Annotated in this window: 17 protein-coding genes; 13 read left to right on the plus strand and 4 right to left on the minus strand. The window is 71.7% G+C overall.

All coding sequences use genetic code 11. From position 1 onward, the window contains the following. Nucleotides 1-29 precede the first annotated feature (29 nt). Nucleotides 30-998, minus strand: coding sequence for an LLM class flavin-dependent oxidoreductase (locus OO52_RS11315; RefSeq protein ID WP_030649091.1), 969 nt, complete (start codon nt 996-998; stop codon nt 30-32). A gap of 180 nt (nt 999-1,178) precedes the next feature. After that, complete coding sequence (locus tag OO52_RS11320; protein WP_030649089.1) at nt 1,179-2,630, minus strand: cytosine permease; 1,452 nt, start codon at nt 2,628-2,630, stop codon at nt 1,179-1,181. Between the two features lie 167 nt (nt 2,631-2,797). Here OO52_RS11320 and ftsY point away from each other — a divergent pair, with 167 nt between their 5' ends. Further along, nucleotides 2,798-4,000, plus strand: coding sequence for a signal recognition particle-docking protein FtsY (ftsY, locus tag OO52_RS11325; protein ID WP_030649087.1), 1,203 nt, complete (start codon nt 2,798-2,800; stop codon nt 3,998-4,000). A gap of 97 nt (nt 4,001-4,097) precedes the next feature. Here ftsY and OO52_RS11330 read toward each other — a convergent pair whose 3' ends face one another. Further along, nucleotides 4,098-4,760, minus strand: coding sequence for a bifunctional DNA primase/polymerase (locus OO52_RS11330; RefSeq protein ID WP_030649084.1), 663 nt, complete (start codon nt 4,758-4,760; stop codon nt 4,098-4,100). 458 nt (nt 4,761-5,218) lie between these two features. Between OO52_RS11330 and nsdA the strand changes: the two genes are divergently transcribed. The 6 genes from nsdA (at nt 5,219) to ftsH (ending at nt 14,881) form a co-directional block, all read left to right on the plus strand. After that, nucleotides 5,219-6,697 (plus strand): transcriptional repressor NsdA, encoded by a 1,479-nt coding sequence (gene nsdA / locus OO52_RS11335; RefSeq protein WP_030937814.1) that lies wholly within the window; start codon nt 5,219-5,221, stop codon nt 6,695-6,697. Nucleotides 6,698-7,039: 342 nt separating this feature from the next. Next, the gene (locus OO52_RS11340; protein WP_030649080.1) at nt 7,040-8,380 is read left to right on the plus strand and encodes an ammonium transporter; all 1,341 of its coding nucleotides are present in this window, start codon (nt 7,040-7,042) and stop codon (nt 8,378-8,380) included. After that, complete coding sequence (locus OO52_RS11345) at nt 8,377-8,715, plus strand: P-II family nitrogen regulator (protein ID WP_030649077.1); 339 nt, start codon at nt 8,377-8,379, stop codon at nt 8,713-8,715. The genes OO52_RS11340 and OO52_RS11345 overlap by 4 nt, the downstream gene beginning before the upstream one ends. Before the next feature lie 55 nt (nt 8,716-8,770). After that, complete coding sequence (locus OO52_RS11350) at nt 8,771-11,224, plus strand: [protein-PII] uridylyltransferase (protein WP_030649075.1); 2,454 nt, start codon at nt 8,771-8,773, stop codon at nt 11,222-11,224. A gap of 81 nt (nt 11,225-11,305) precedes the next feature. Continuing rightward, nucleotides 11,306-12,853 carry a signal recognition particle protein gene (ffh, locus tag OO52_RS11355; RefSeq protein ID WP_030649073.1) on the plus strand — a complete coding sequence of 516 codons (1,548 nt, stop codon included), beginning with the start codon at nt 11,306-11,308 and terminating at the stop codon, nt 12,851-12,853. Nucleotides 12,854-12,946: 93 nt separating this feature from the next. Beyond that, nucleotides 12,947-14,881 carry an ATP-dependent zinc metalloprotease FtsH gene (gene ftsH / locus OO52_RS11360; protein ID WP_030649071.1) on the plus strand — a complete coding sequence of 645 codons (1,935 nt, stop codon included), beginning with the start codon at nt 12,947-12,949 and terminating at the stop codon, nt 14,879-14,881. A gap of 9 nt (nt 14,882-14,890) precedes the next feature. On the opposite strand, the gene OO52_RS11365 is transcribed toward ftsH, so the two are convergent. Next, nucleotides 14,891-15,775, minus strand: coding sequence for a class I SAM-dependent methyltransferase (locus OO52_RS11365; protein WP_199819953.1), 885 nt, complete (start codon nt 15,773-15,775; stop codon nt 14,891-14,893). Nucleotides 15,776-16,298: 523 nt separating this feature from the next. On the opposite strand from OO52_RS11365, the gene OO52_RS11370 reads away from it, so the two are divergent. From OO52_RS11370 to rplS, 6 genes are all read left to right on the plus strand, one after another. Further along, nucleotides 16,299-16,895 (plus strand): hypothetical protein, encoded by a 597-nt coding sequence (locus tag OO52_RS11370; RefSeq protein ID WP_030649065.1) that lies wholly within the window; start codon nt 16,299-16,301, stop codon nt 16,893-16,895. Between the two features lie 292 nt (nt 16,896-17,187). Further along, nucleotides 17,188-17,607 carry a 30S ribosomal protein S16 gene (rpsP, locus tag OO52_RS11375; RefSeq protein ID WP_030649062.1) on the plus strand — a complete coding sequence of 140 codons (420 nt, stop codon included), beginning with the start codon at nt 17,188-17,190 and terminating at the stop codon, nt 17,605-17,607. A gap of 5 nt (nt 17,608-17,612) precedes the next feature. Continuing rightward, nucleotides 17,613-17,852, plus strand: coding sequence for an RNA-binding protein (locus OO52_RS11380; protein WP_003973401.1), 240 nt, complete (start codon nt 17,613-17,615; stop codon nt 17,850-17,852). An 82-nt stretch (nt 17,853-17,934) separates the two neighbouring features. Next, on the plus strand, nt 17,935-18,504 hold the full coding sequence (gene rimM, locus OO52_RS11385; protein ID WP_030649059.1) for a ribosome maturation factor RimM: 570 nt from the start codon (nt 17,935-17,937) through the stop codon (nt 18,502-18,504). Continuing rightward, complete coding sequence (gene trmD, locus OO52_RS11390; RefSeq protein ID WP_030649055.1) at nt 18,501-19,334, plus strand: tRNA (guanosine(37)-N1)-methyltransferase TrmD; 834 nt, start codon at nt 18,501-18,503, stop codon at nt 19,332-19,334. The genes rimM and trmD overlap by 4 nt, the downstream gene beginning before the upstream one ends. Nucleotides 19,335-19,468: 134 nt before the next feature. Next, on the plus strand, nt 19,469-19,819 hold the full coding sequence (rplS, locus tag OO52_RS11395; RefSeq protein WP_014675270.1) for a 50S ribosomal protein L19: 351 nt from the start codon (nt 19,469-19,471) through the stop codon (nt 19,817-19,819). The last annotated feature ends 9 nt before the right edge of the window (nt 19,820-19,828 follow it).

Genomic DNA, 19,828 nt, shown 5'->3' on the forward strand with positions numbered 1-19,828 from the left:
GGCGGTGTCGTAAGAGCACCCTCCCGCCGTCAGCCGAGCGCCGGCACCACCCGTTCCGCGAACAACCGGAGGCTGCGCCAGCCCTCCTCCACCGGCATGCCGCCCGCCAGCGGATGCAGCACCAGGCTGTCCAGGCCCAGCGCCGCGCACTGCTCCGGGGCGAGGATCCAGTACACGCCCTCGGCACGCAGTTCCGCCACGGTCGTGGCCGCCGATCTCACCGCCGAGCGGACCTCGTCCGACTGCCAGGAGGCGTACGTCCGCGCCTCGTGCAGGAAGTGCTCGCCGTACCGGGCCCACGCCCGGTCCGGGTCCTCGGCGACGTGCAGGAGGGGGGTCTCCGCCGCCGGCATCATGGTCCAGCCCCCGGTGCCGTACTCGGTCAGCCTCTCCTTGTAGTACGTCTCCAGCTCCGGCAGATGCGCGCTCGGGAAGAACGGCAGGCCGAGCCGCGCGGCCCGGCGGGCGGCCGCCCTGGAGGAACCGCCGACCAGCAGCAGCGGATGCGGATCGGTGTACGGGCGCGGGGTGAGCCGTACCCGTCGGCCCCGGTAGGTGAACTCCTCGCCGGTCCACGCCGTCAGCAGCGTCTGGAGCAGCTCGTCCTGGAGCCGGCCGCGCCGGTGCCAGTCCACGCCGAACAGGGCGTACTCCTCCGGCCGGTACCCGATGCCGGCCACGGTCACCAGCCGGCCGCCGCTGAGCAGGTCCAGCACGGCGATCTCCTCCGCCAGCCGCAGCGGGTCGTGCAGCGGGCCGATCATCGCCGACACCGTCACCGCGATCCGGCGGGTCGCTCCGAACACCGCGCCCGCGAAGGCGAACGGCGACGGCAGCCAGTTGTTCCGCGCGCCGTGGTGCTCCTCGGTCTGCACGGTGGTGATCCCGTGCTCGTCCGCGTACGCGGCCATCTCCAGGGCGGCCCGGTACCGGGCGGAGAGGGCGGCGGGAGAGGCGCCGGGCGCGACGAGATTGAAACGTACGACGGTGACGGGCATGGGGAGGTCCCCCTCCGGTGCGCTGCGGTGGAGGGGGACCTTAGCTGACGATGCGTCAGATATCCAGGACCGGAGAGGCCGGCTGCGCTTCGGGGCGAGTGCCGTCCTGCAAAGAGCGGCCTGTCCCAGGGAGGCGAGGGCCCGTCCGGACGGGGGAGCGACCCCTCCGGCTGAGGCGCCTCACACGCCGGCGGTCTCGCGCTCCCCGGCCGGGTCGGTCGTCCCCGCCGGGCGCTCGACCGCCGGCTTCGGCAGCACCAGGTACAGCCCGCCCGAGATCACGATCGTCGCGACCCAGCCGAGGCCGTACTCGCCGATCACGTTGTTCGCCGCGAGCGGGCCGGTGAACCAGTCCGAGGTGGTGAACATCAGCCCCGACACCAGGCCGACCGCCCAGGCGGCCACCGCAGCGGGGGAGAAGCCGCCCCGGTACCAGTAGGCGCTGGTCCGGGTGGTGTCGGTCATCGCCGCGCCGTCGTACTCCGTGCGGCGGAACATGTCCGCGCCGAACACGCCGACCCAGGCCGAGAAGGCGACCGCCAGCAGCGAAAGGAAGGCGATGAACGACCCCATGAAGCTCGTCGCCACCAGCATCAGCACCCCGCCGAAGACCAGCGAGATCACGGCGTTGACGGAGACCGCCCAGTGCCGCGGCACCTTGAAGCCCAGGGTCTGCGCGGTGAAGCCCGCCGAGTACATCGACATCGAGTTGATCAGCAGCATGCCGATCAGCGCGATGAACAGGTAGGGCACGGCGATCCAGGTCGGCAGGATCTCGCCGAGGAAGGACACCGGGTCGCTCGCCGAGGCGAGGTCCGGCGTGGCGACGGCCATCACCGCGCCCATCAGGACCATGGGCAGGACGACGACACCGGCGCCGCCCACCGCCGTACCCACGATCGCCTTCGAGGACGCCGTGCGCGGCAGGTAGCGGGTGAAGTCCGGGGCGGACGGGATCCAGCTGACACCGCCCGCGGCGATCATGCCGATGCCGGTGATCACGGCGGCCGTGGAACCGGCGCTGTGGTCCATCACCTTCTGCCAGTCGGTGTTCGCCACCAGATAGCCCAGGACGAGCACCGAGAAGACGCCGAAGAAATAGGTCGCGTACTTGTTGCACTTCTGCACGGCGTTGATGCCGAGCCCGGAGATCGCGAAGGTCGCGACGACGAACGCCAGCAGCGTCACCATGTCCAGCACGCTGTTCGCCTCGACGCCGAACAGGATGTCCAGGATGGTGAGCATCGCGTAGGCGCCGGTCACCGCGTTGATCGTCTCCCAGCCCCAGCGCGCGACCCAGATCAGCGAACCGGGCAGCAGATTGCCCCGCTGTCCGAAGACCGCCCGCGACAGCGCCATGCCGGGCGCGCCGCCCCGCTTGCCCGCGATGCCGATCAGGCCCACGAGGCCGTACGACACGATCGGCGCCGCCACCGCGACGACCAGCGCCTGCCAGATGTTCAGGTGGTACGCCACGACCAGGCTCGCGCCCATCGTCAGCAGCAGCACGCTGATGTTCGCGCCGACCCAGGTGGGGAACAGTTCCCGGGTCCTCGCCGTGCGCTCGTGGTCGGGGACCTGCTCGATACCGCGCGTTTCGAGAGCGCCTTCGGTCTCGACGGTTTTCGTCATGAAAGAGGTGCCAGACGTGGGGGGACAGGGACGAGGGGACTCTACGCGCGTCAACAGCGCGGTCACCATCGTACTTTGCTCCCACTCCTAGCGATAAGTGGCTTTGTCTCTCGGAGGAAGCCACAAGCGGGGTCCGCGCACACCCCATGGCCGATACTGGACGCGTTATGGAAACCGTCATCCTTGCTGTAGTCATCGCCGTGGTCGTGCTCGGCGCGCTCGGCGGGCTGATCGTGGGCAGCCGGCGCCGGAAGTCGCTGCCCCCGCCGCCCCCCAAAGCGCCCGACATCACCGCGCCCCCGGCCGAGCCGCACGTCGGCGACGAAGCCGAGACGCCGCGCGACGAACCGCGCCGGACGATCGAGGAGGTGGATCTTCCCGGCGGCCCCGCACCGGTCGTCGTCGAGGAGCCTCCCGTGGTCGAGGCTCCCGAGATCGAGATCCCGGAGCCCACGGCAGGCCGGCTGGTCCGCCTGCGCACCCGCCTGTCCCGCTCGCAGAACGCCCTCGGCAAGGGCCTGCTCACGCTGCTCTCGCGCGAGCACCTGGACGAGGACACCTGGGAGGAGATCGAGGACACGCTGCTCACCGCCGACGTCGGCGTCCAGCCCACCCAGGAACTGGTCGAGCGCCTGCGCGAACGCGTCAGGGTCCTCGGCACCCGCACCCCCGAGGAGCTGCGCGGCCTGCTCCGCGAGGAGCTGCTCGTGCTGATCGGCACCGACGTCGACCGCACGGTCAGGACCGAGCCCGAGGACCGCAAGCCGGGCATCGTGATGGTCGTCGGCGTCAACGGCACCGGCAAGACCACCACCACCGGCAAGCTCGCGCGCGTGCTCGTCGCCGACGGCCGCACGGTCGTGCTCGGCGCCGCCGACACCTTCCGCGCCGCCGCCGCCGACCAGCTCCAGACCTGGGGCGAGCGCGTCGGCGCCTACACCGTGCGCGGCCCCGAGGCCGGCGACCCCGCCTCCGTCGCCTTCGACGCGGTCAAGGAAGGCAAGGAGATGGGGGTCGACGTCGTCCTCATCGACACCGCCGGCCGCCTGCACACCAAGACCGGCCTCATGGACGAGCTGGGCAAGGTCAAGCGGGTCGTGGAGAAGCACGCTCCGCTGGACGAGGTGCTGCTCGTCCTGGACGCCACCACCGGCCAGAACGGCCTGGTCCAGGCCCGCGTGTTCGCCGAGGTCGTGGACATCACCGGCATCGTGCTGACCAAGCTGGACGGCACGGCCAAGGGCGGCATCGTCATCGCGGTCCAGCGGGAGCTGGGCGTGCCGGTCAAGCTGGTCGGGCTCGGCGAGGGCGCGGACGATCTCGCGCCGTTCGAGCCGGAGGCGTTCGTGGACGCGCTTATCGGAGAGTGAACCACCTGCGGACGCCCGCAGGCGGTCGCGTGGCCACCAAGAAGCTCCCGCCCCGAGGTGCAGTCGGGGACGGGAGCTTCGTCTTGGGCGGGCGGGCCTACGCCCGGGCCCGTGACCGGTGGGCTACGTACGCCAGCGTGCCGAGCAGCAGCCGGGCCGCCGGGGGCCGGGTCGCCGCGTCCAGCACGGGCGGGCGCAGCCAGCGCACCGGGCCGAGGCCGCCCCGGTCGGAGGGGGGCGCGGTGATGTGCGTGCCGGGGCCGAGGCCGCGCAGGTCCAGCGCGGCCGGGTCGTCCCAGCCCATGCGGTAGAGCAGCCGGGGGAGGTCGGCGGCGGCGCCGGGCGCGACGAAGAAGTGGGCGCGGCCGTCCGGGGTCGCGGTCACCGGGCCGAGCGGGAGGCCCATCCGCTCCAGGCGGACCAGAGCACGGCGGCCGGCCGGCTCCGAGACCTCGATGACGTCGAAGGCCCGGCCCACCAGCAGCATCACCGAGGCGCCCGGGAACTCCGACCAGGCCTTGCCCACCTCGTCCAGCGTGGCCCCGGCCGGAACGGGCGGGGCGAAGTCCAGCGGATGCGCGCCCGGTGCCGCGCAGTCGGACCGCCCGCAGGAGCAGGCGCCTCCGGCGGCCCGTGCCCCCGGCACCACGTCCCAGCCCCACAGCCCGGTGAACTCGGCGACGGCGGTGCACTCCGCGGACCGGCCGCGCCGACGCGTGCCGGACCGGATTTCGCGGATGCCGCCGATCGTGAAGCCCATGCCCCCTCCAACGGGTCCAGCGCGCCGGTGGTTACGCCACGGAGCGAGACGGAAGCGGAACGTAACGCTACGGCTCCGCCTCCCCGTGGGGACGCGGCGCTAAGGCGGCGCCTTGAGGTGCGGAGGGTGGCGCACCGGGGGGATACGCGCCCCCGAGTGCATCACTCCGCCCACTTCCGGCCGTCCTATGTCAAGTGAATCGCGTGCGGGCCACCGTGAGTTCATTCGAAGGGGTGGCGAATGGTGGCGTTTCAGGGATCCCTGTGGTTGGACGGGTGATCGTAGGATTACTGTGAGTGTGCGAGTCCCCGGGGCACATGCACTCGCGGGTATGCCGGAGGCAAGTCGTCAAACCGTTCGAAGGGTGAGAACCGGCGGACGGGAGGCCGTATTTACCGGCATTCTGATAGGGCTTGGCGCATCGGGCGACAAGTGGTCTCAGGGATGGGGGCGTTCCAGTGGGCGGCAATGGCGGAAGCGGGACACACGCTGACAAGCGCCCCAACGAGCTGCTCGGTTCGTGGTTCGTGCGCAGCGGCTGGTCCAAGGGCGAGCTGGCCCGCCAAGTGAACCGCAGGGCACGCCAGTTGGGTGCCAACCACATCTCCACCGACACCTCGCGGGTGCGCCGCTGGCTGGACGGGGAGAACCCGCGCGAACCGATCCCGCGCATCCTCTCGGAGCTGTTCTCCGAGCGCTTCGGCTGCGTCGTCTCCATCGAGGACCTCGGCCTGCGCGCCGCCCGCCAGTCGCCCGCCGCCTCCGGAGTCGACCTGCCCTGGACGGGCCCGCAGACGGTCGCCCTGCTCGGTGAGTTCTCCCGCAGCGACCTGATGCTCGCCCGGCGCGGCTTCCTCGGGACCTCGCTCGCGCTGTCCGCCGGCCCCTCCCTCATCGAGCCCATGCAGCGCTGGCTCGTGCCCACCCCAGCCTCCCCGGCCCCGCCCGAGCCCCAGTCCGCCCTCGACGCGCGCAGGCCTGGCCGGCTGTCCCGGCCGGAGCTGGAGCTGCTGGAGTCCACCACGCGCATGTTCCGCCAGTGGGACGCCCAGTGCGGCGGCGGTCTGCGCCGCAAGGCGGTCGTCGGCCAGTTGCACGAGGTCACCGACCTGCTCCAGGAGCCCCAGCCCGAGGCCACCACCCGCAGGCTGTTCAAGGTCGCCGCCGAGCTGGCCGAGCTGGCCGGCTGGATGTCGTACGACGTCGGCCTCCAGCCCACCGCCCAGAAGTACTTCGTGCTCGCCCTGCACGCGGCCAAGGAAGCCGGGGACAAGCCGCTCGGCTCGTACATCCTCTCCAGCATGAGCCGCCAGATGATCCACCTCGGCCGGCCCGAGGACGCCCTGGAGCTCATCCACCTCGCCCAGTACGGCAGCCGCGACTGCGCGAGCCCGCGCACCCAGTCCATGCTGTATGCGATGGAGGCCCGCGCCTACGCCAACATGGGCCAGCCCGGCAAGACCAAGCGCGCCGTCCGCATGGCCGAGGACACCTTCGCCGAGGTCGACGAGTGGGACGAGCCGGACCCCGACTGGATCCGCTTCTTCTCCGAGGCCGAGCTGTACGGCGAGAACTCCCACTCCTACCGCGACCTCGCCTACGTGGCCGGGCGCAGCCCCACCTACGCCTCCCTCGCCGAGCCGCTCATGCGGCGGGCCGTGGAGCTGTTCGCCGAGGACTCCGAGTACCAGCGGTCGTACGCGCTCAACCTCATCGGCATGGCCACCGTGCACCTGCTCCGGCGCGAGCCCGAGGAGAGCGCGACCTACGCCACGCGGGCCATGCAGATCGCCAAGAAGGTCCGCTCCGAGCGTGTGAACACTCGTATCCGAAAGACGGTCGACACGGCCGTCCGCGACTACGGCGACCTCGCCGCCGTGGTCGACCTCAGTGACCAGCTCGCCGTCGACCTGCCGGAGACCGCCGAAGCCGTCTGACCACCACAGCACCCCAGACCCCGGCCGCGGCCGGTCCTCCCGAACTGCCCGACTCGGCTCCCCCATGCCAGGTCATCGGAAGGCCCGCCGCGGCCGGCCCGTGTCTCCGCGCGTCTCCCGCGGAGAAGGTTGCGCCACGATAACGATCGCGCGGCCCGGCATCCCGCACTTCATCGACGCGTAACACACAGGGCGCCTTCGTCACCCCGGCGAAACAACGAGGGGCTTCCACCGAAACCGCGCTGCGCCAGTCTCGTGGCGCATAACCGGCCCACCCCTCACCCGACCGGACCGCTCAGGCACCGCCCGCACGGGGCCGTACCAACCGACGAGGAGACGCCGATGGCACCAGCCATCATGCTTGCGGCGGACGCACCCAAACTGTCGTCCGCCAACACAGGCTTCATGCTCATCTGTTCCGCCCTGGTGATGCTCATGACCCCGGGACTGGCCTTCTTCTACGGAGGCATGGTCCGCGTCAAGAGCACCCTGAACATGCTGATGATGAGCTTCATCAGCCTCGGGATCGTCACCATCCTGTGGGTCCTCTACGGCTTCTCCCTCGCCTTCGGCACGGGCAACAGCCTGCTCGGCTGGAACGCCGACTGGATCGGCCTCAGCAACATCGGCCTGACGCAGCTCTGGGACGGCTACACCATCCCGATCTTCGTGTTCATGGTCTTCCAGCTGATGTTCGCGATCATCACCCCGGCCCTGATCAGCGGCGCCCTCGCCGACCGGGTCAAGTTCTCCGCCTGGGCGCTGTTCGTCGCCCTGTGGGTCACGATCGTCTACGTCCCGGTCGCCCACTGGGTCTGGGGCGCCGACGGCTGGGCCTACAAGCTCGGCGTGATCGACTTCGCGGGCGGTACGGCGGTCCACATCAACGCCGGTGCGGCAGCGCTCGGTGTCATCCTCGTCATCGGCAAGCGCGTCGGCTTCAAGCGCGACCCCATGCGCCCGCACAGCCTCCCGCTGGTCATGCTCGGCGCCGGCCTGCTGTGGTTCGGCTGGTTCGGCTTCAACGCCGGCTCCTGGCTCGGCAACGACGACGGCGTCGGCGCGCTGATGTTCGTCAACACGCAGGTCGCGACGGCCGCCGCCATGCTGGCCTGGCTCGCCTACGAGAAGATCCGGCACGGCGCGTTCACCACGCTCGGCGCCGCCTCCGGCGCGGTCGCCGGTCTGGTCGCCATCACCCCGTCCGGCGGCGCCGTCTCCCCGCTCGGCGCGATCGCCGTCGGCGCCATCGCCGGTGTCGCCTGCGCCGCGGCCGTCGGTCTGAAGTTCAAGTTCGGCTTCGACGACTCCCTCGACGTCGTCGGCGTCCACATGGTCGGCGGCATCATCGGCTCCCTGCTCATCGGCTTCTTCGCCACCGGCAAGGGCCAGTCCACCGCCACGGGCGTCTTCTACGGCGACCACACCTTCACCCAGCTGTGGAAGCAGTGCGCCGGTGTCTTCGCGGTCCTCGCCTACTCCCTGATCGTCTCCGCCGTCCTCGCCTTCCTCCTCGACAAGACCATGGGCATGCGGGTCACCGAGGACGAGGAGATCTCCGGCATCGACCAGGCCGAGCACGCCGAGACCGCATACGACTTCAGCGGCGCCGGCGGCGGCGTCACCGGTTCTCTCGCCGCCCCGGCCCTGGCCGCCGCGCAGAACAAGAAGGTGGACGCATGAAGCTCATCACCGCCGTCGTGAAGCCCCACCGGCTCGACGAGATCAAGGAAGCCCTCCAGGCATTCGGCGTCCACGGCCTCACGGTCACCGAGGCCAGCGGCTACGGCCGGCAGCGCGGGCACACCGAGGTCTACCGCGGCGCCGAGTACACCGTCGACCTCGTGCCCAAGATCCGTATCGAGGTGCTGGCCGAGGACGACGAGGCCGAGCAGCTGATCGAGGTCATCGTCAAGGCGGCCCGTACGGGCAAGATCGGGGACGGCAAGGTCTGGTCCCTGCCCGTCGAGACCGCCGTACGGGTCCGCACGGGCGAGCGCGGGCCGGACGCGCTCTGACACAGCAGAATCTGGGTCAGGGGAACGTCCGGGGAAACGGAACAGGAGTCGCTGGGTGACGGGTACGGATGTGCGGAAAGAGACGGAAGGCTCGGGACCCGGCGGCTACGCGGCGGCCCGGCTGCGCCTCCTCACGGAGGGGGCGCGGTCCGGGCCGCCGCGCCGTACCGCCCTCAGCGGACTGACCGACGACTGGCTCGCCGGACTGTTCGACGCGGCGGCGGGCGCGGCGCACGGCGTCTCCCTCGTCGCCGTCGGCGGCTACGGCCGCGGGGAGCTGTCCCCGCGCAGCGACCTCGACCTCGTTCTGCTCCACGACGGCTCCGACCCCGGCGCGGTCGCCGCCCTCGCCGACCGGATCTGGTACCCCGTCTGGGACCTCGGCCTCGCCCTCGACCACTCCGTCCGCACTCCCGCCGAGGCCCGCAAGACGGCCGGCGAGGACCTCAAGGTCCACCTCGGCCTGCTGGACGCCCGCCACCTGGCCGGCGACCCGGCCCTCACCGCCGGCCTGCGCACCGCCGCCCTCGCCGACTGGCGCAACCAGGCCCCCAGACGCCTGCCCGAACTCCAGGAACTGTGCGCCGAACGCGCCGCGCGCCAGGGCGAACTCCAGTACCTCCTGGAACCCGACCTCAAGGAGGCCCGCGGCGGCCTCCGCGACGCCACCGCCCTGCGCGCCGTCGCCGCCTCCTGGCTCGCCGACGCCCCCCGCGAGGGCCTGGCCGAGGCCCGCCGCCGCCTCCTCGACGTCCGGGACGCCCTCCACCTGGCCACCGGCCGCGCCACCGACCGGCTCGCCCTCCAGGAACAGGACCAGGTCGCCGCCGAGCTCGGCCTGCTCGACGCCGACACCCTGCTGCGACAGGTGTACGAAGCGGCGCGGGTGATCGCGTACGCCAGTGACGTGACCTGGCGGGAAGTGGGGCGCGTGCTGCGTTCGCGCGCCGTCCGGCCGCGTCTGCGCGCCATGCTGGGTGGCGGCAAGCCGGTCACGGAACGGTCGCCGCTGGCCGAAGGCGTGGTCGAGCAGGACGGCGAGGTGGTGCTGGCCCGCGCCGCACGCCCGGAACGCGACCCCGTGCTCCCGCTGCGCGCCGCGGCCGCCGCCGCCCAGGCCGGCCTCCCGCTCTCGCTGCACGCCGTCAGGCGGATGGCCGCCACCGCGCGGCCCCTGCCCGCCCCCTGGCCCGCCGAGGCCCGCGAGCAACTGGTCACCCTGCTCGGCTCCGGCCGCCCCACGATCGAGGTCTGGGAGGCCCTGGAGGCCGAGGGCCTGATCACCCGCCTGCTGCCCGACTGGGAACGGGTGCGCTGCCGGCCGCAGCGCAACGCCGTGCACGTGTGGACGGTGGATCGCCACCTGATCGAGACGGCGGTCCGGGCCTCCGAGTTCACCCGTCGCGTCAGCCGCCCCGACCTGCTGCTGGTCGCCGCGCTGCTGCACGACATCGGCAAGGGCTGGCCCGGCGACCACTCGGTGGCCGGCGAGATCATCGCCAAGGACGTCGCCGCACGGATCGGCTTCGACCGGTCGGACGTGGCCGTGCTGTCCCTGCTGGTGCGCCACCACCTGCTGCTCATCGAGACCGCCACCCGCCGCGACCTGGACGACCCCGCCACCGTCCGCTCCGTCGCCGAGGCCGTCGGCAGCCAGAGCACCCTGGAGCTGCTGCACGCCCTCACCGAGGCGGACGCCCTCGCGACCGGCCCGGCCGCCTGGTCCTCCTGGCGCGGCTCCCTCGTCGCCGACCTCGTCCGACGCGTCCGCGCCGTCCTCGCCGGGGACGTCCCCGACGAACCCGAGCCGGCCGCGCCCACCGCCGAGCAGGAACGCCTCGCCATCGAGGCCCACCGCACCGGTGGCCCGGTCCTCGCCCTGCGCGCCCAGACCGAACCGGTCAGCGACGAGGATCCGGACGGCGACCCGGAGCCCCTGGGCGTGGAGCTGCTCATCGCCGTACCCGACCAGCCCGGGGTGCTGCCCGCGGTCGCCGGTGTCCTCGCCGTGCACCGCCTCACCGTCCGCACGGCGGAGCTGCGCGCGCTGCCCCTGCCGGACGACGTGGACGACGACGGAGCGGTCCTCCTGCTCAACTGGCGGGTCGCCGCCGAGTACGGCTCCCTGCCCCAGGCGGCCCGCCTGCGCACCGACCTCGTCCGCGCCCTGGACGGCACCCTCGACATCGCCGGCCGTCTCGCCGAACGTGACGCGGCCTACCCGCGCCGCCGCAGCTGGACCGCCCCGCCGCCCCGCGTGACGGTCGCCCCGGCCGCCTCCCACCACGCCACGGTGATCGAGGTCCGCACCCAGGACGCCCCGGGCCTGCTGTACCGCATCGGCATGGCCCTGGAGAAGGCGGGCGTACGGGTCCGGAGCATGCACGTGAGCACGCTGGGCTCCAACGCGGTGGACGCGTTCTACGTCACGACCGGGACCGGCGCGCCGCTGCCCGCCGGGGACGCGGCGTCACTGGCGGGGGTGCTGGAGGAGACGCTGCGCGGATGACCTGCCCCGGTGCTTGCGGCGCCGGGATACCCTGGAGGGCGACCTTCAAGACCGTCACCGACCCCGAGGACCGCGAGCGCCGTGTTCGACACTCTCTCCGATCGCCTGTCAGCGACTTTCAAGAACCTGCGCGGCAAGGGACGGCTCTCCGAGGCGGACATCGACGCCACGGCGCGCGAGATCCGCATCGCGCTCCTCGAAGCCGACGTGGCCCTGCCGGTCGTGCGCCAGTTCATCAAGAACATCAAGGAGCGCGCGCTCGGGGCCGAGGTCTCCCGGGCGCTCAACCCCGCCCAGCAGGTCCTCAAGATCGTCAACGAGGAACTGATCACCATCCTCGGCGGCGAGACCCGGCGTCTGCGTTTCGCCAAGCAGCCGCCCACCGTGATCATGCTGGCCGGTCTCCAGGGTGCCGGTAAGACCACCCTCGCGGGCAAGCTCGGCCGGTGGCTCAAGGAGCAGGGCCACTCCCCGCTGCTGGTCGCCGCCGACCTCCAGCGCCCGAACGCCGTCAACCAGCTGAGCGTCGTCGCCGAGCGCGCCGGTGTCGCGGTGTACGCGCCGGAGCCGGGCAACGGCGTCGGTGACCCGGTGAAGGTCGCCAAGGACTCCATCGACTTCGCCAAGTCCAAGGTCCACGACATCGTGATCGTGGACACCGCCGGCCGCCTCGGTATCGACGCCGAGATGATGCAGCAGGCCGCGGACATCCGGGACGCGGTCGGCCCCGACGAGATCCTGTTCGTCGTCGACGCCATGATCGGTCAGGACGCCGTCAACACCGCCGAGGCCTTCCGTGACGGCGTCGGCTTCGACGGCGTGGTCCTCTCCAAGCTCGACGGTGACGCCCGCGGTGGTGCGGCCCTGTCCATCCGGCAGATCACCGGCAAGCCGATCATGTTCGCGTCGAACGGCGAGAAGCTGGACGACTTCGACGCGTTCCACCCGGACCGGATGGCCTCCCGCATCCTCGACATGGGTGACCTGCTCACCCTGATCGAGCAGGCGGAGAAGACGTTCAGCCAGGAAGAGGCCCAGAAGATGGCCTCGAAGCTGGCGTCGAAGAAGGGCCAGGACTTCACCCTGGACGACTTCCTGTCCCAGATGGAACAGGTCAGGAAGATGGGCAGCATCAGCAAGCTGCTCGGCATGCTCCCGGGCATGGGCCAGATCAAGGACCAGATCGCCAACCTGGACGAGCGGGACGTCGACCGCACCGCCGCGATCATCAAGTCGATGACCCCGGCCGAGCGCCAGGACCCGACGATCATCAACGGCTCCCGCCGCGCCCGTATCGCGCGGGGTTCCGGTGTCGAGGTCAGCGCGGTGAAGAGCCTGGTCGAGCGGTTCTTCGAGGCCCGCAAGATGATGTCGCGCATGGCCCAGGGCGGTATGCCGGGCATGCCGGGGATCCCGGGCATGGGCGGCGGCCCCGGCCGGCAGAAGAAGCAGCAGAAGAAGGCCAAGGGCAAGCAGCGCTCCGGCAACCCGATGAAGCGCAAGCAGCAGGAGCTGGAGGAGGCCGCACGCCGGGCCGCCGCGGCGGAGGGCGGCAACGCCTTCGGCCTGCCGCAGCAGGGCGGTCAGGACTTCGAGCTGCCGGACGAGTTCAAGAAGTTCATGGGCTGAGTCCCGCCACTCGCGCGAAACGCCGGGGCGCCTCCTTCCGCGGGGGCGCCCCTTGCGCGTGCCGAGGCCCGTGGGGTGTCGTAACGTCCAGATATGAGCGATGCGGCGCCGCCCCGCAAGGCGCCTGATCAGCCGTGGCGCGCCGAGGGCACACCGGAGGAGCCTCCTCGGCGGTCCGGCCGGTTCCGCGGCGGCAAGTGGTGGGGCCTGCTCGCCACCGCCGTGATCGTCTTCGTACTGGCCTACCTCGGGTTCCACTACCTCGGCCAGGGCAACGAGCCGACGATCTCGTACACGGAGTTCAGCAGGCAGGTCGGCGCGGGCAATGTCGCCACGATCTACTCCAAGGGCGACGCGATCCAGGGCCAGCTCAAGAGCGCCCGCTCCGATCCCGAGGGCGGCGGCGAGTACACCAAGTTCAAGACGCAGCGGCCGGCCTTCGCGGACGACCGGCTGTGGCAGAACCTGAGCAGCCACGGGGTCACGGTCACCGCGCGGCCGGTCGTGCAGGAACGCAGCCTGGCCTCCAACCTGCTGATGTCCCTGATCCCGATCGCGGTCCTGGTTGTGGTGTGGGTCCTCGTCCAACGGCGGCTCGGCGGGATGCTGCCCGGCGCGGGTGGCCTGTTCGGCCGCCGGTCGCCGCCCAGACCGGTCGGGCTGCGGCCGGGCACCGAGCGCACGACCTTCGCCGACGTGGCCGGCATCGACGAGGTCAAGGGCGAACTCGACGACGTCGTCGACTTCCTGGAGCACCCCGACGTCTACCGCAGGATGGGCGCCAAGCTGCCCCGCGGGGTGCTGCTCTCCGGACCGCCCGGCACCGGCAAGACCCTGCTCGCACGGGCGGTCGCGGGGGAGGCCGGGGTGCCGTTCTTCTCGGCCTCGGCGTCCGAGTTCATCGAGATGATCGTGGGCGTCGGCGCGTCCCGCGTGCGCGAGCTGTTCGCCGAGGCCCGCAAGGTGGCGCCGTCGATCATCTTCATCGACGAGATCGACACCATCGGACGCGCGCGCGGCGGCAGTTCGTCGATGAGCGGTCACGACGAGCGCGAGCAGACGCTGAACCAGATCCTCACGGAGATGGACGGCTTCTCGGGCTCCGAGGGCGTGATCGTCATCGCCGCGACCAACCGCGCGGACATCCTTGACCCGGCGCTGACCCGTCCCGGCCGCTTCGACCGGGTGGTCACCGTGTCCCCGCCGGACCGCGGCGGACGCGAGTCGATCCTGCGGATCCACACCCGGCAGATCCCCCTCGCGCCCGACGTGGACCTGACGCAGATGGCCCGCGTCACCCCGGGCATGACCGGAGCGGATCTGGCCAATCTCGCCAACGAGGCCGCTCTGCTCGCGGTCAAACGCAAGCAGGAGCAGGTGACCGGCGCCGACCTGTCCGAGGCGCTGGAGAAGGTGCAACTGGGCGCCGAGCGCACCCTGGTCATGCCGGAGGAGGACCGCCGCCGTACCGCGTACCACGAGAGCGGCCACGCCCTGCTCGGCATGCTGCAGCCCGGCGCCGACCCCGTCCGCAAGATCACCATCGTGCCGCGCGGCCGGGCGCTGGGGGTGACCATGTCCACGCCCGAGGTGGAGCGGTACGCGCACTCCGAGGAGTATCTGCGCGGGCGCATCATCGGCGCCCTGGGCGGCATGGCGGCGGAGGAGGTCGTCTACGGGGTCGTCACGACGGGTGCCGAGAACGACCTGGAGCAGGTCACCAACATCGCGCGCGGGATGGTGGGCCGCTGGGGCATGAGCGAGCGCGTCGGCCGGCTGTCCGCCCTGCCGAGCGACGCCCAGCAGGCGTACGGACTGTCGGCCGCCCCGCAGACCCTGGACGTCATCGACTCCGAGATGCGGCGGATCGTGGACGAGTGCTACGAGGAGGCGTGCCGCAAGCTCCGGGACCACCGGGGCCGGCTGGACGCGCTCGCGCAGGCCCTGCTGGAGAGCGAGACGCTGGAGGAGGCGGACGCCTACCGGATCGCCGGGATCACCCGCCTGACCAAGGCGGGCGAGGGCTGACGGCGGGCCTCAGGGCACGCGCGCGATGAGGTAGCGGAAGACGTTCGGCATCCACACGGTGCCGTCCGGGCGCCGGTGCGGGTGCAGGGCCTCCGTCAACTCCTTGTCGACCTGTTTGGCGTCGGTCGCCGCGATCGCCGCGTCGAACAGGCCGGTGGACAGCAGCCCCCGTACGGCGCTGTCGAGATCGGCGTACCCGAACGGGCAGGCGACCCGGCCCGAGCCGTCCGGCTTCAGCCCGGCCTCCCCGGCGACCTCCTCCAGGTCGTCGCGCCGGACGGGCGGCCGGCTGCGCGCACCGCGCAGCGGATCGGCCAGCTTGGCGGCCACCCGCAGCACCGAGGAGGTGGCGCAGCGCTCCGGCGGTCCCCAGCCGGCCAGGACCACGGCGGCCCCGCGCCCGGCCAGCGGCACCACGTCCGCGAGCAGGTCGCCGAGCCCCTCGGCGTCGCCCGGGAGGCCGCCGATCGGCTCGAAGGCGGTCACCAAGGTGTACGCGGCCGTATCCGGGCCGTCCGTGGCCGTGGGCGGGCCGTCGAGGAGCGCCGCGGCCGTACGCGCGCGCGTGCCGCGTCCGCCGTCGCGGCCCCGGCCGGGCGGGGCGTCCGGCAGCAGGCGCTCGCGCGCGAGGGCGAGCCGTTCGGGGGAGGCGGGGTCGACACCGGTGACCGCCGCGCCTCTGGAGGCCGCCATCAGCAGGGCGAGCCCGGAACCGCAGCGCAGGCCCAGCAGCCGGGTGGCGGGGCCCACCTCGAGTCGGTCGTACACGGCTTCGTAGAGCGGCACGAGCATCCGCTCCTGGATCTCGGACCAGTCACGCGCGCGTGCGCTCAGGTCCACGCGGGGTGCGGACTCCGCGTGAGACGTGTGCTGCCGCACGAGCGTAGGTGTCATAGGTAAGCGCCCCAATCCGCCGACAGTTCGCCGCCGCGCCCGGTTGCGTGCCCCCCGTGCCGTGCGCGCGCCCTTCCCACGTATGCCAGGTAACTCCCGGCTCGCGGCGGCGTCCAGGGGTCGTGGGGCCCGGCTTGGGGTGAGGAAGCCGGTGTGGCGAGATTTCACATCCCGGCAATCTGGATGGTCCTCCGGTGTCGGCCCCCCGGCGGGCGGGCCGGTGACGGAGGTCGCAGCGGCACGCGGTAACGTCACGGAGGCCGTGGACGCTGACCGGGGTGAGGGCGCGCGCCGAGAGCGGCCGAAACACCTCTTGCGCAGCAGCCGGCCCCCGTCGCCCCAGGGCTCACCGGTGGTGCGTAGCGCGGACTACGCACCAGCTTGGTATGAGCTGTGACGCTTCTCCGCAGATCAGCGCACCCGCCCTCGTCAGGACGCATCAGCGGCAACTGACGGGTACGTGCAAATTATTTGGGATGCCCCGGAATAGGAACACAGCGGCACCCCCGCTCGTTGTCATTACGTGAGCACGACACAGACACCACCTGTTCTCGCCGCAGAGCTGGCGCAGGCGTGGGCCGACATTCAGCGGTACCACCCCGAGCTGCCGGACCTTGCCGCGCCAGAGTCCCTGATCGGGGAGTCGTCGTCCGCGTGCGGGCACGAACTCTCCTTCGAGAGGCTGCTCCACGAGGCAGTCCACGGCATCGCCGCCGCCCGCGGCGTCCGCGACACCTCCCGGGCCGGCCGCTACCACAACCGTCGTTTCCTCGCGATCGCCGAGGAGCTGGGCCTGGACCACCCCGAGGAGCCGCACCCGAGCAGCGGTTTCTCGCTGGTCACGCTCAACGCCGAGGCGAAGCGGCGCTACCGCCCGACCATCGAGCGGCTCCAGCGCGCCCTGAAGGCCCACACGGCGGCCACCTCGGCCGACACCTCCCGCACCTTCCGCGGCCCGGCCGCGCGGCACGGCTCCTCCGGCGGCGGCGTCCGGGTCAAGGCGGTGTGCGACTGCGGCCGCAACGTCCGGGTGGTGCCCTCGGTCCTCGCCCAGGCCCCCATCGTCTGCGGCGGCTGCGGCAAGCCGTTCAGGATCCCGGAGGTCGTGGGAGCGGCGTAGGGCTACGGCTGCTCGTGGCAGCCGTAGCCGGCGGCGACCTCACGGCACGGGGCGGCGCACCCGACGTGACCTCACCTCCACGCCGGGTGCCTCCCTGCCATGCCCGGGCACAGCCCGCACACCCTCGGCCCGGAGCGGCCCTCAGGGTGTGGCAGAATGGCTAGCTGTACTCGACAGCCGCACAGGACCCCTCTCTCCTCCGGCTGACGCGTCCATCGGGCACTCGGGTACCGCAACCCCACGCGGCCACTCGCCGTGCCCAACCACGTCAAATCCAGGAGAACCCACTCCCGTGGCAGTCAAGATCAAGCTGAAGCGTCTGGGCAAGATCCGTTCGCCTCACTACCGCATCGTCGTCGCCGACTCCCGTACCCGCCGTGACGGCCGGGCCATCGAGGAGATCGGCAAGTACCACCCGACCTACAACCCGTCGGTCATCGAGGTGGACGCCGAGCGCGTGGCGTACTGGCTCGGTGTCGGCGCCCAGCCGACCGAGCCCGTGCTCGCCATCCTGAAGAAGACCGGCGACTGGCAGAAGTTCAAGGGCGAGCCGGCTCCCGCGCCGCTGCTCGTCGCCGAGCCGAAGGCCGGCCGCCCGTCGTTCGAGGCTCTCGGCGGTGACGACGAGGGCAAGGGTGAGGCGATCACCCAGAAGAAGAAGGCTGAGAAGAAGGACGAGGCCGCTGCCGAGTCCGAGTCCACCGAGGCCTGAGCAGCATGCTCGAAGAGGCGCTTGAGCACCTCGTGAAGGGCATCGTCGACAACCCTGACGATGTGCAGGTCGCCTCGCGCAACCTGCGCCGCGGGCGCGTGCTGGAGGTCCGGGTCCACCCGGACGACCTCGGCAAGGTGATCGGCCGCAACGGCCGCACCGCGCGCGCCCTGCGCACCGTCGTGGGCGCCATCGGCGGTCGCGGTGTCCGCGTCGACCTGGTCGACGTGGACCACGTCCGCTGACGCTTCATCGCAACCGGCTCGGGCCGGGGAGGGCCACTGGGCCGTCCCCGGCCCGCAGTCGTACGACAGGAGATTTGGACAGGTGCAGCTCGTAGTCGCACGGATCGGCCGTGCCCATGGCATCAAGGGCGAGGTCACCGTCGAGGTACGTACCGACGAGCCGGAACTCAGGCTCGCGCCCGGCGCCGTACTCGCCACGGATCCCGCCTCGGCGGGACCGCTGACCATCGAGACCGGCCGCGTCCACAGCGGCCGCCTCCTCCTGCGCTTCACGGGCGTCACCGACCGCAACGCCGCTGAGGCCCTGCGCAACACCCTGCTGATCGCCGAGGTGGACCCCGAGGAACTGCCCGAGGGCGAGGACGAGTACTACGACCACCAGCTCATCGACCTCGACGTGGTCACCGAGGACGGTATCGAGGTCGGCCGGATCACCGAGATCTCGCACCTGCCCACGCAGGACCTGTTCATCGTCGAGCGCCCCGACGGCAGCGAGGTGCTGATCCCCTTCGTGGAGGAGATCGTCGCCGAGATCGACCTGGCGGAGCAGAAGGCGGTCATCACGCCCCCGCCCGGCCTGATCGACGACCGCGCCGAGATCGCCTCCTCCAGGGACGAGTCCGGGGCAGAGTCCGGGGAAGCCGGCGCATGAGGCTCGACGTCGTCACGATCTTCCCGGAGTACCTGGAGCCGCTGAACGTCTCCCTCGTGGGCAAGGCACGCGCGCGCGGGCAGCTCGACGTCCATGTGCACGACCTGCGCGCGTGGACGTACGACCGGCACAACACGGTGGACGACACGCCGTACGGCGGCGGCCCCGGCATGGTCATGAAGACCGATCCCTGGGGCGACGCCCTGGACACGGTCCTCGCCGACGGGTACGAGACGGGCGCCCAGGCGCCCGCGCTGATCGTGCCCACGCCCAGCGGCCGCCCCTTCACCCAGGAACTGGCCGTCGAGCTGTCCGAGCGCCCCTGGCTGATCTTCACCCCGGCCCGCTACGAGGGCATCGACCGGCGCGTCATGGACGAGTACGCGACCCGTATGCCGGTCTACGAGGTCTCCATCGGCGACTACGTCCTCGCCGGCGGCGAGGCGGCCGTCCTCGTCGTCACCGAGGCCGTCGCCCGGCTGCTGCCCGGCGTCCTCGGCAACGCGGAGTCCCACCGCGACGACTCCTTCGCCCCCGGCGCGATGGCCAACCTCCTGGAAGGCCCCGTCTACACCAAGCCGCCCGTCTGGCGCGGCCGGGACATCCCCGAGGTGCTGCTCAGCGGCCACCACGGGAAGATCGCCCGCTGGCGCCGCGACGAGGCCCTGCGGCGCACGACCCTCAACCGCCCCGACCTGATCGAGCGCTGCGAGCCCAAGGCCTTCGACAAGAAGGACCGCGAGATGCTCTCCATCCTGGGCTGGGAACCGGACCCGGACGGGGAGCCGTACGGCCGATTTTGGCGCCGGGCCGAGGGCGTGGAAGAATAGACCGCTGTTGTGCGCCCGTCCGGCGTGCGCCCCTGCCACAGGGGGACACGACGCCCGCCCCGACCCGCACAGCAGACTCCTGTACACCTAGTTCCCGTTGATGACCTGTGGCATCAGCGAAGAAAGCAGACGAAATGTCTCACCTGCTCGACTCCGTCGACTCCGCGTCGCTGCGCAGCGACATCCCGGCCTTCCGCCCGGGTGACACCGTCAACGTCCACGTGCGCGTCATCGAGGGCAACCGCTCCCGTGTGCAGCAGTTCAAGGGCGTTGTGATCCGCCGCCAGGGCTCCGGTGTCCGCGAGACCTTCACGGTCCGCAAGGTCTCGTTCTCCGTCGGCGTCGAGCGCACCTTCCCGGTGCACACCCCGATCGTCGAGAAGATCGAGCTGGTCACCAAGGGTGACGTGCGCCGCGCCAAGCTGTACTACCTCCGTGACCTGCGCGGCAAGGCCGCGAAGATCAAGGAGAAGCGCGAGAGCTGAGCGCTTTCC

The sequence above is a fragment of the Streptomyces flaveolus genome (genome assembly GCF_000716535.1).
Taxonomy (GTDB): Bacteria; Actinomycetota; Actinomycetes; order Streptomycetales; family Streptomycetaceae; genus Streptomyces; species Streptomyces flaveolus_A.

Bases quoted from the DNA above. Each gene is read 5' to 3' on its own strand.
- rplS (WP_014675270.1), top strand. From the start codon at position 19,469: ATGTCTCACCTGCTCGACTCCGTCGACTCCGCGTCGCTGCGCAGCGAC.
- OO52_RS11315 (WP_030649091.1), bottom strand. From the start codon at position 998: ATGCCCGTCACCGTCGTACGTTTCAATCTCGTCGCGCCCGGCGCCTCT.
- OO52_RS11345 (WP_030649077.1), top strand. From the start codon at position 8,377: ATGAAGCTCATCACCGCCGTCGTGAAGCCCCACCGGCTCGACGAGATC.
- OO52_RS11380 (WP_003973401.1), top strand. From the start codon at position 17,613: ATGCTCGAAGAGGCGCTTGAGCACCTCGTGAAGGGCATCGTCGACAAC.
- OO52_RS11340 (WP_030649080.1), top strand. From the start codon at position 7,040: ATGGCACCAGCCATCATGCTTGCGGCGGACGCACCCAAACTGTCGTCC.
- OO52_RS11365 (WP_199819953.1), bottom strand. From the start codon at position 15,775: ATGACACCTACGCTCGTGCGGCAGCACACGTCTCACGCGGAGTCCGCA.
- ftsY (WP_030649087.1), top strand. From the start codon at position 2,798: ATGGAAACCGTCATCCTTGCTGTAGTCATCGCCGTGGTCGTGCTCGGC.
- ftsH (WP_030649071.1), top strand. From the start codon at position 12,947: ATGAGCGATGCGGCGCCGCCCCGCAAGGCGCCTGATCAGCCGTGGCGC.
- trmD (WP_030649055.1), top strand. From the start codon at position 18,501: ATGAGGCTCGACGTCGTCACGATCTTCCCGGAGTACCTGGAGCCGCTG.
- OO52_RS11320 (WP_030649089.1), bottom strand. From the start codon at position 2,630: ATGACGAAAACCGTCGAGACCGAAGGCGCTCTCGAAACGCGCGGTATC.
- OO52_RS11330 (WP_030649084.1), bottom strand. From the start codon at position 4,760: ATGGGCTTCACGATCGGCGGCATCCGCGAAATCCGGTCCGGCACGCGT.